The organism is Micromonospora sp. NPDC049139 (assembly GCF_055586845.1).
Map to the genome: position 1 here is coordinate 1 of NZ_JBVJHK010000048.1, position 9488 is coordinate 9488.

At 66.1% G+C, this 9488-nt stretch carries 8 protein-coding genes and 2 pseudogenes; 7 read left to right on the forward strand and 3 right to left on the reverse strand.

Annotation, left to right across the window (positions count from 1 at the left end):
* From ACZ6Q9_RS33980 to ACZ6Q9_RS33995, 4 genes and pseudogenes are all read left to right on the forward strand, one after another.
* Positions 1 to 707, forward strand: a pseudogene (locus ACZ6Q9_RS33980) (cell wall anchor protein); the annotation flags it as partial.
* An 877-nt stretch (positions 708 to 1584) separates the two neighbouring features.
* Positions 1585 to 1944: a transposase gene (locus tag ACZ6Q9_RS33985; RefSeq protein ID WP_393271252.1), complete on the forward strand. Its 360-nt coding sequence runs from the start codon at positions 1585 to 1587 to the stop codon at positions 1942 to 1944.
* Positions 1890 to 3404: a UbiD family decarboxylase gene (locus tag ACZ6Q9_RS33990; RefSeq protein WP_393271254.1), complete on the forward strand. Its 1515-nt coding sequence runs from the start codon at positions 1890 to 1892 to the stop codon at positions 3402 to 3404. The genes ACZ6Q9_RS33985 and ACZ6Q9_RS33990 overlap by 55 nt, the downstream gene beginning before the upstream one ends.
* An 85-nt stretch (positions 3405 to 3489) precedes the next feature.
* Positions 3490 to 3646 (forward strand): annotated as a pseudogene (locus tag ACZ6Q9_RS33995) (IS5/IS1182 family transposase); the annotation flags it as partial.
* Positions 3647 to 3739: 93 nt separating this feature from the next.
* Here ACZ6Q9_RS33995 and ACZ6Q9_RS34000 read toward each other — a convergent pair.
* Entirely contained in the window at positions 3740 to 4591 is an 852-nt protein-coding gene (locus tag ACZ6Q9_RS34000) for an inositol monophosphatase family protein (RefSeq protein ID WP_393271256.1), read from the reverse strand.
* Positions 4592 to 4865: 274 nt separating this feature from the next.
* Positions 4866 to 5789: a phosphotransferase gene (locus ACZ6Q9_RS34005; protein WP_393271258.1), complete on the reverse strand. Its 924-nt coding sequence runs from the start codon at positions 5787 to 5789 to the stop codon at positions 4866 to 4868.
* A gap of 400 nt (positions 5790 to 6189) precedes the next feature.
* On the opposite strand from ACZ6Q9_RS34005, the gene ACZ6Q9_RS34010 reads away from it, so the two are divergent.
* Positions 6190 to 6612, forward strand: coding sequence for a PPOX class F420-dependent oxidoreductase (locus ACZ6Q9_RS34010; RefSeq protein WP_393271259.1), 423 nt, complete (start codon positions 6190 to 6192; stop codon positions 6610 to 6612).
* 44 nt (positions 6613 to 6656) lie between these two features.
* Entirely contained in the window at positions 6657 to 7388 is a 732-nt protein-coding gene (locus ACZ6Q9_RS34015) for an HAD family hydrolase (RefSeq protein WP_396831392.1), read from the forward strand.
* Here the strand turns inward: ACZ6Q9_RS34015 and ACZ6Q9_RS34020 are convergent.
* On the reverse strand, positions 7368 to 7691 hold the full coding sequence (locus ACZ6Q9_RS34020) for a response regulator transcription factor (RefSeq protein WP_396831393.1): 324 nt from the start codon (positions 7689 to 7691) through the stop codon (positions 7368 to 7370). The two genes, ACZ6Q9_RS34015 and ACZ6Q9_RS34020, sit on opposite strands and share 21 nt — an antisense overlap.
* Before the next feature lie 156 nt (positions 7692 to 7847).
* On the opposite strand from ACZ6Q9_RS34020, the gene ACZ6Q9_RS34025 reads away from it, so the two are divergent.
* Positions 7848 to 9488, forward strand: a 1641-nt coding sequence (locus ACZ6Q9_RS34025; RefSeq protein ID WP_466021477.1) for an Hsp70 family protein, incomplete at its 3' end; no start/stop codon positions are given.

Sequence of the window (9488 nt, forward strand, 5' to 3'; positions counted from 1 at the left end):
AGGGCAAGCGCTACGGCGACAAGAAACTGGGCAGCAAGGGCAAGCCCGGCAACCGCTCCGCCGGCCCACTCGGCGCCTACAACGGCGGTGCCGCGTCCTGCGCACAACCGAAGGCCACCTTCGCGCCGGCCTGCGACGGGTCCGTCACCGTCCATCTCAGCGGCGGCCGCTATCCCGTGACGTTCCGAGTCACCGCGACCGGTGTGAACCGCACCGTCCACGTGCCCGCAGGAAAGTCGGTGGAACTGCCGATGCCAGCGGGCGCCGGCCAGATCGTCGTCGCCGAGCGGGGCAAGGAAATCGCTCGTTATCTCTGGTCGCGGCCCTCGACCTGCGGGCTGCCCACGATGTCCACCGAGTCGACCTGCACCGAACTGAAGGTGACCGTCACCCATCCCGGCCAGGGGATGCCACCGATCGAGGCGGTCGCGACCTACGGAACGCAGGAGAAGAAGCTCACGGCCTCCGACGGCGGAGAGGAGACGGTCGTCTTCGCCTCCGGACGAGAGCGCGCCGTCAATGTGGTGTTTCCCGGCTACGACTACAAGCTGATCGGTGCGTACGAGGACCCAGGCACCTGCGAAAAGCTGGCGACGACAGGTGCGATGACCGCCCGGATCAGCCTCATCGGAATCCTGATGATCTCCGTCGGCGCGGCCCTGATCGTCTTCGTGCGTCGCAGAAGGACATCGGCGGACGAGCTCTAGTCAGCGCGTGTCCACCACGTCGCCGGGTAGCCGGTGGTGGTTGTGGATCATCGCCTTGGGAACGAGCGCCCCCACCGATAACTGGTGAGGTGAGCCTGGCGCGGACCAACTGTTCCTTGAGCCACCCCTGGTGGGCGGCGGAGGCCACGTCGGGACTGACCGGCACCGGGGTAGGTGCCGGCCAGTCCCGACGGTGCGCGATGACCGGCCGCCCCCATCAGCAGTGCCTACGATGACCGCACCCGAGCCGAGGGCCAAGAACACAACGCCCGCCGCGCAGTCACCGCCGCCGGGGGCCTGGGTGATGCAGCCGTTCACGCTGATGTCGTCCAAACCAGGCCGACGGAGCGGTCGTGGGCGTCCACAGCGACCTGTTTGGGCTGGGCGGACACCCCGAGGCGAACTCACTGCGGCGAAGGCTGGGTGAGTAGGTTGACCAACCCGTCTGGGGACTGTGGACGTGGGATAGGCTCGGCTGCCAGTGCGTAGAACTGGCGACGAGCCGACCCCGGGCGCCGCCGGTACCCGCAGATGCAGTCCCACCCCACGACCGCATCGTGCCGATCCGCGTCTATCCGGGGCAATGCGGTTCCACTCACGCTGGCGCCCGCTGCTCCAAAACCATACCGAACGGATCGGTATTGAATGTGGCGGCCCCCCATCCGTAAGGATGTGATCTTCCGTTGTGGTGTTGCGTGTGTCAGGCTGACTCGAGTTGGCCATCGGAGCGAGGAGCGGGCCTGCGATGGCGGTGGCTCTGACCCGACGCAGGCGGGGGTTGCTCCCCTCAACAGCGAGTTTCTTTGAGGATCGCCTGGTACCAGACTCGGTGTACACCGTGCTACGTCATGAGTGCCCGGAGTGGTTCCCGGATCCGATGTCTGCGGACCTGTTCGCTGAGGACGGCCCGATGTCGATACCGCCGATGATCATGCCGGTGGTGATTGTCCTGCGGCGGTGGAAAGGGCTGTCGGACCGTGCGGCGGTGGACCGACTCACCGTCGATGTCCGGTGGAAGTACGCCGCAGGCGGTCTGGACTCTGTGGCGGTAAGGCCGGGCCCGGTTTCGGAGAGCATCACCGCGACCGAGGTGAGCCCGGGCAACCAGGGTTATGCCGGCCACCAAGTAACGGGCCGCCGAGTGTGCGGCCAGGATCTCATCACGCGATCGGAGAACTCGCCATGCAAGCCAGATCTTCCCAGCGAGGCCGTCCCAGGAGCTTTCGTGAGTACCTGAGCCGGCTGGACGAGTTCGGAGACCTTCGGCGGATCGATTGGGAGGTAGACACCGCGTTCGAAATCGGCGCAATCACACGCCACAGCAGTGAGGTGTGCGCACCGGTTCCACTGTTCACCAACATTCGTGGACACAGTGGGTATCGCGTGGCCGGGGCGCCCCTCGCTTACAGTTCCTCTGCCGAAGCCCGGATGGCCCGGGTAGCTCTCGCACTGGGGCTGGCTCCGACCACCCCTGGCGGACGGATCGTCGAAGAACTCGCCGCGGCGATGCACCGCGAGCCCATCGCCCCGGTTGTCGTGGAGGACGCGCCGTGCCATGAAAAAGTGTTGGTCGGCGACGCGGCGGATCTGATGAGTCTGCCGAGTCCGCTGCTACATGTCGGAGACGGCGGCCGCTATATCAACACGATCGGTATCTTCGTAGTCGCCAGCCCGGACCGAAAATGGACGAACTGGTCGATCGCCCGAGCGATGCTGATCGACGGCAAACGGATGACCGGTATCGTCAGTGCCAGCCAGCACAACAACGTGATCCGCCAGATGTGGCAACAACGCGGTGAACCGATGCCGTTCGCGCTTGTTCAAGGCCCCGAGCCAAGCGCATTGTTCGTCGGCGGCATGCCGCTGCCTGACGGAATAGACGAAGCGGGCTTCCTCGGTGGACTGTTCGGCGAGCCGATTGAAACCGTGCGCTGCAAGACCGTGGACCTTGAGGTCCCGGCATCCGCCGAGCTGGTCATCGAGGGCTACCTGGCCAATGACGAGACGTGGCTCGAGGGGCCCACCGGCGAGTACCACGGCTATATACCCACTGTCCGCAAACACCGCCCCGTGTACCACGTTACCGCGATCACTCATCGAACAGAGCCGATCATCCCGGTCGTCTGCGCGGGCAAACCGGTTGACGAGGACCATACGATCTGCGGCCCTGGGATCGCAGCTGTCCTGCTGGAGGAGTTGCGTCGCGCCGACCTGCCAGTCATTTCGGCCTGGGTCGTCCCAGAAAGCGCCTGCACCCTGCTGGCCGTCTGCGTCTCTCCGGACTGGGCGCAGCTTACGGGGTTGACCTCGGCCGACCTCGCGCGGCGCATCCTTGATGTCTGTAAAGCTCCAGACGCCGCTCACGCTGGCTGGTGGATCAACAGGCTGATGGTCGTCAACCACGACATCGACCCCACCGATATGCGCGACCTGCTTTGGGCCTGGTCAACCCGGTGCCATCCGGTCACCGGCCGGGAGACCGTCATGGACCAGCGGATCCCGGCCGGCGTCGTTTTCTACTCGGAGGCAGAACGTAGTGCGGCACGCGGTCCGGTCGAAGTGTTGGACTGCCTGCTGCCCATCGGACAGAACGCGCCCCGCAGCACCGCCTTTTCCGTCAACTTTCCGGCTGACCTGCAACAGCGGGTGCTAGCCAGGCTGAACCACGACCAGCCGACCGGGCGCTTTTCAGGCTGATCTTGCAGCTCAGTACGGGCCCGGCAGGCCCGGAGATCGATGAGGGCGAGGGCCGCCTCACCGCCGGTGAGGCGGCCCCATCCGGCAACTGGCGTACGCGATCCTGGACGGCACGCTGATTTCCGATGGACCACGTGGCAGACCAGGAGCCGTGCTACTCCGGCAAACACAAGAGGCATGGCCTGAGCATGCAGGTCGTCGCCGACGCCGGTCGACTCGTGTGGGCCTCACCGGCGGGCCCGCGCCGCACCACCGCAATCGTGGAGGCCATCTTCGTCCTGCACCGCGTCGAAGCGAACGGCCACGCAGGATGGAAAATGGCCCAATATGAGCTGTTATGACCTTGGAGTGGAGTTCCAAACCGGAGTGTTCCCGGCATCGGCAGGCCAGTAACGGGTGCCGCGCGCGATCTCGAGAATCGACAGGATGGGGTCACGCAGCGCCGGGGCGACCGCGACAGCACACCGTGATTGTGTTGAATGTGGACTCCCGTCGGCATCCATAACGACCGCGCCTGCCTCGTGCGCGATGACGGCGCCGGCGGCGGTGTCCCATGTTCCGTTCCAGATGCTGATGCTGGCGTCGAGGGAACCCTCTGCGACGAAGGCCAGCTCGATGGCTGTGGAGCCTAACCGGCGCAGCCCCTGGGCGCGGGTGGTCAACTCGCGATCCAGTTCCCGGCACAGCAGATCATCGATTCCCGGTTGGGGCCCGCCGTAATCGGTGAGAGCGACCAATGCTTTGGACAGGTCGGCCGTTTTGGAAACTTGTATGCGAGCACCATCGCGATAGGCGCCGCCAGCGCGTGTGGCCCAGTACCGGCGCCCGAGGAACGGGACTGCGATGACGCCGAGAATCGGGTAGCCGTCGTGCACCAGGCCAAGCGAGATCGAGCTCAGCGGTAAGCCATGGCTGAAGTTGGTGGTGCCGTCGATGGGGTCGAGTACCCAGTAAGTATTGGGGTTACCCACCGCGCCGGTCTCCTCACCGAGGAAGCCGATCGTTGTGTCGACTTGGAGCAATGCGGCGCGGACGAGGCACTCGATGGCGACATCGGCATCCGTGACGATCTCGTGGGCGTCCTTCTGCCGGACGGCGGTGGCGGGATTTCTCAGCACATAGTCGACGGCCTTGTCGATAACGTCGTGCGCGACCGGCAACAGCGCATCAGGGTCAGGCCTTGGCATGAACTCCGCCGTCCACTTCAGTCATCGCGCCGGCTCCCTCGAGCCGCCCCGTGAAGCGTACCGGCTGTCCTGACGGGCTGAGTCGCGCGGTCTGGCTCGACTGCCAATTCTTGTCGTCCCGCATGGGACGCACCGCTCACTCGCCGTCTCCTGGGACGCCGGTCTCGAAGATCCGCTGCACCGAAGCCCGCGCCCGCACCGGAATGTCACGACCAAGCTTGGACCTCGTCGGTGCCTTCGCGTAACGCAGGCAGCAGCGCGGTCTTGCGGACCGTCAATCACGCTGGTGCCAAAGGAACGGTGACCACACCGCTCGCGAGGTCCCCGTGCGCAATGTTCTGATTCTTTTGGCAAGCTCCTGTCCCGCTTTGTCGTCCTGATCCGCATTTTGCGCAAGCCAAGTGACCAGCTCGACCTCGAGTGCATCCGCCAGTAGGCCGTAACCAGGCCAGTCGAGCACATCGAAGCCGTAGCTTTCCGCGAATTCCCGATACTCGCCGGCCGAGTGCCATCCGAGCCGGTCGTAGTACACCGCAGCGGGCACGAGGTCCAACTCGCGCGGTCCCACCGCCACGGTGTCCAGGTCGCCTAGCACCGGCCTGCCACGGCGGTCCCGGAAGACGTTGCACACATTTGCGTCGCCATGGACGACGCCCGGCCGGAGTGAGAACGCCAGCCGTTCGTACCTGGTCGCCAGTCGGCCCAGCAGACCACTGATGAACAGCTTGTCCTCGTCGGTCAGGGCCGTGGCGTTCGCGAAACAGGACCGCGCTCGGCGAAACGGGTCCGCACGCGGCAACGCGATGTCGGCAGGCGGCTCCAGGGCGTGCAACTGGCGGAGCAGGGACGCCAACTCTGCCGGGGTGCCGTAGCTGACCTCGTCTCCCACCGATTCCCACAGCGTCACGAAATGATCGCCGACGCGCAGTGGCTGAGCCATCTCGAGCGGCCGAACCGCAGGAATTGCGGATCCTGCCAGCCACCTGGCAACCTTGATCTCTCGCTCGGCCTCAGCGGCGCGAACGTCCCCCCGCCCGACTCGCGCCACGACAGTTCGCGAGGCAAGCCAGAACACCGCATTCTCACCGAGTCGGATCAGTTCTCCGTCGGAAAGATTCACGTGATTCGTCGAACATGCCTCGCGCAGAATCAGCCACGCGCGCTGTGCGTCGAAGGAGTCGCTCGGGACATGCACCATAAACGGCCCCTTGTCGGTCCGCGTACGCGTTCGCGGTTTCGCCATTGCACAGGCCCATCGCGTTGCCGCCGACGGCAACGCTCGGGGTCGCAACGACGGTCACGGAAGGCGCGGGTGTGGTCAGTACGCCCAGACACAATAAGGCAGGTGCCCAAACGGGTATACATCGACGCCCCGGATCCGGCGCCATGTCGAATTCTCCGGTTACGTCATGGAATTGCCGGCGTTGAGGGCTGAATGGCAAACAAGCCAGACTTCTGCTCACCTTTAGGTGGCTAGGCTGGCAAGCCCTCACCAAACCGGACAGAAACAGATAATCGGGCCACTACCGATGCCCGACGTTGCTTGACGATCACCAGGCACGTCGGTACTTTGTGCGCCCAGGGACATGGGAGTCTTCATGGGTAGCAGCCTCGAAACTAGCAGCTTTGTGATATGTCCAGCACACCTGGAGAAGATGGCGCGGCTTTTCCGGGCACCTGTCATCGCGTCGCTGTCTGCAGTGAGTCCACTCGGGCAACCGCAGTCCAGTCCGATGTGGGCCAAATTCGACGATGGCCAGGTTCTGTTCTCCACCGCGGCGAACCGGCTGAAAGTCCGCTACATGCTGATCAACCCCCGGGTCAGCGTTCTGGCGTGGGATCCAGATATCCCGGGCAGCTACATCGAAGTACGCGGCACTGCGTCGATCTCGTCTGAGGGTGCGATGGAGCTCATCGATGAACTGTCGCTCGCTTACCGCAGCACACACTGGGTCCCCCAGCCGGACGAAACGCGAGTCACCGTACGCGTAACGCCGACGAAGACCTTTTCGCGGGCCTGAAGTCCGCTCTGTGGAGCAACGCCATCGTGCTACGAGGAGGGCAGGTGCGGCGCCCGGTTCAAGCAGTGCTGTTCGATGTCGACGACACGCTCATCGACTACGCCAGTGCGGAGTACAACGGCATCGTCAACTACCTCCGCGCTCTTGGCGTGGAGGGTGAGCTCGATGCGGCGGCGGCCAGGTTTGGGGAGCTACAAGCGTTCCACTTCGACCGCTTCCTCGCTGGCCGGACCGACTATGTGGGACAGGCTCGCGCGCTCGCAGTGGACATGATCGCCTGGATGAAAGCACCCTCGGTGCACGATCCATACCGCTGGTTCTTGGGCTATCGTGAGCGTTATGAGGCGTCGCTGCGGCTTTTTCCCGATGTCCTCGATGGGCTCGCCTCGTTAGGCAACGTGCCCCTGGGAATCGTGACCAACAGCGACACCGCCTTCTCGCGGGTCAAGCTTCGCCGGGTGGGCCTGCTCTCGCGGTTCCATTGTGTTGTCGGCGTCGACGCAGCGGGGGTGTCGAAACCGCATCCCCGTATCTTCCACGCGGGCTGCGCGGCATTGGGATACCCACCCGCTGTAACCGCGTACGTAGGCGACAACAAGCTTGGAGACGCAGCAGCCGCCGACGCAGCCGGTCTCCTTGGTGTCTGGGTCAACAGGTTCGGCGCCGGTGGAGACGGTGTGACCGACCTCCGACAGCTTGCTGCGGTTCTGAAACTTGATCCCGGGCCGGTCGCAACGCTGCCGCGGCAAGCTCGATTAGCCTCGGGCCTTCGGTAAGCCCTGTCCGCATCGCGGATCTTGGCTGATCGTCGAACGGCCAACCGACGCCACCGGGCCGGTCACCAGCAGCCCGACATCCGGGCATTCCGCCCGTACGCGCTGGGCGGTTTGCAGTCCGCCGTCGGCGCCTGGCGGCATCCGAATGTCCAGAATGGCCACGTCGACGGGGGTACGGGCCAGTAGCTCCAGCAGTCGGTCGCCGTCCTCCACGCAGCCGACCACCTGGTGCCCCGCGGCGGACAGCAGCAGTTGCAACCCCTCCCGGAACAGCGCGCCGTCGTCGGCCACCGCAACGTCCACAGCTCGCCTCCCGATGTCAACACCGACGAATTGTTACGCCGAAATCGGCGGCGTATCGTGACGGCGCGATGTGAACTGCTTCGAGGTCGCCTACGTATGACATCAAGCATCGTAGCGGCGGTGGGTTCAGCGAGGGGACTCTAGAGTATGTACGGGTTGGGTATCGACCTGGGCACCAGCTTCACCGCCGCAGCGACCGCCTCCGCCTGGGCCCTGGACATGGTGCCACTGGCTGGGCAGGCGGTCGTCACCCCGTCGGTCGCCTACCTTGACGAGAAGGGCGCGCTGCTGACCGGTGAGGCGGCCGACCGCCTCGGCCTGCAGGATCCCAGCCGGGCGGCGCGGGAGTTCAAGCGCCGCCTCGGTGATCCCACCCCGGTGATCCTGGACGGAGCGCCGTACTCCCCCACCGCCCTGATGGCCGCCCTGCTCCGTTCCGTGGTGGACACCGTCAGCCAGGCCCAGGGCGGCCCGCCCGACCGGATCGTGCTGACCCACCCGGCGGTGTGGGGCCCGTACCGGCGCGAACAGTTCGCCGCCATCCCGCACCTGGCCGGCCTGCCCCGCCCGCAGGCCGAGCCGGGGTCGGACGGCCCGACCGTCATCACCACCACGGAGCCGGTGGCCGCGGCCACGTACTACTGCTCCACCCAGCCACTGCCCCCCGACGGCCTGCTGGCGGTCTACGACCTGGGCGGGGGCACATTCGACAGCGCGGTGGTCCGCAACGGCCGCGACGGACTGGAGATCATCGGCACCCCCGAGGGCATCGAATGGCTCGGCGGCGCCGACTTCGACCAGGCGATCGTGGACCACGTCGACCGCGAGCTGGACGGTGCCATCACCGCGCTGGACCCGACCGATCCCGGCACCGCTGCGATCCTGGCCACCGTGCAACGCGACTGCATGCTCGCGAAAGAGGCACTGTCCACCCGCGAGCAGGCAGACATCACAGTGGCGCTACCCGGCTCGGTCCGGCACGTAACCGTGACTCGCAAAGCGTTCGAGCAGATGATCACGCCGTCCGTGGAGACCACCATGGAAACGTTCCGGCGGAGCCTGACCGCCGCCGGTATCACCCTGCAGGACCTCACCGCCGTGCTGCTGGTCGGCGGATCGTCCCAGATCCCCCTGGTCACCCAGCTGCTGCGAGACACACTACGCCGACCAATCATGATCAACACCCACCCGAAACACGCGGTCGCCCTCGGCGCCGCCATGCTCACCTCCGACACCCACACACCGCGCGGCATCCCGACACCCCGACGACCCGCGCCCACCACACCGACCACCACAGCGGCCCGAACCAGCGCTCCTCCCACGGCGACCAAACACGACAACGGCGAGCACCGCGTTGTCAGTCGGCACGTAGCCGGTTCGGTCACGCCCGCGCCCGCAGCCGCGTCCGCGGACGCGCCGGCCCGCAAGGCGATGCGCGGCGCGAAGCACCGGGCGCAACCGCCGGCCAAGCCGACACAGCCGGTCAGCGGCCCTACCGGAGACACCGGCCCGGCAGACGTGCCGCCCCCGGCGCGACCGCGATGGTCACGGCTCGCGAACGCGCGCGTCGTCGTCGCGCTGGTCGCGGTCTTCGGCCTGCTGGGCATAGCACTCGTGTCCGGTACCGACGCCCCGAGCCACCGGCCACAGGTGTCCAGCGCAACATCCGAAACCAACGCCCCGAGCGACCGGACGCAGGCGCCCAGCGCAACGCCCGAAACCAACGCCCCGAGCGACCGGACGCAGGCGCCCAGCGCAACGCCCGAAACCAACACCCCGAGCAAACGGCCGCAGGCG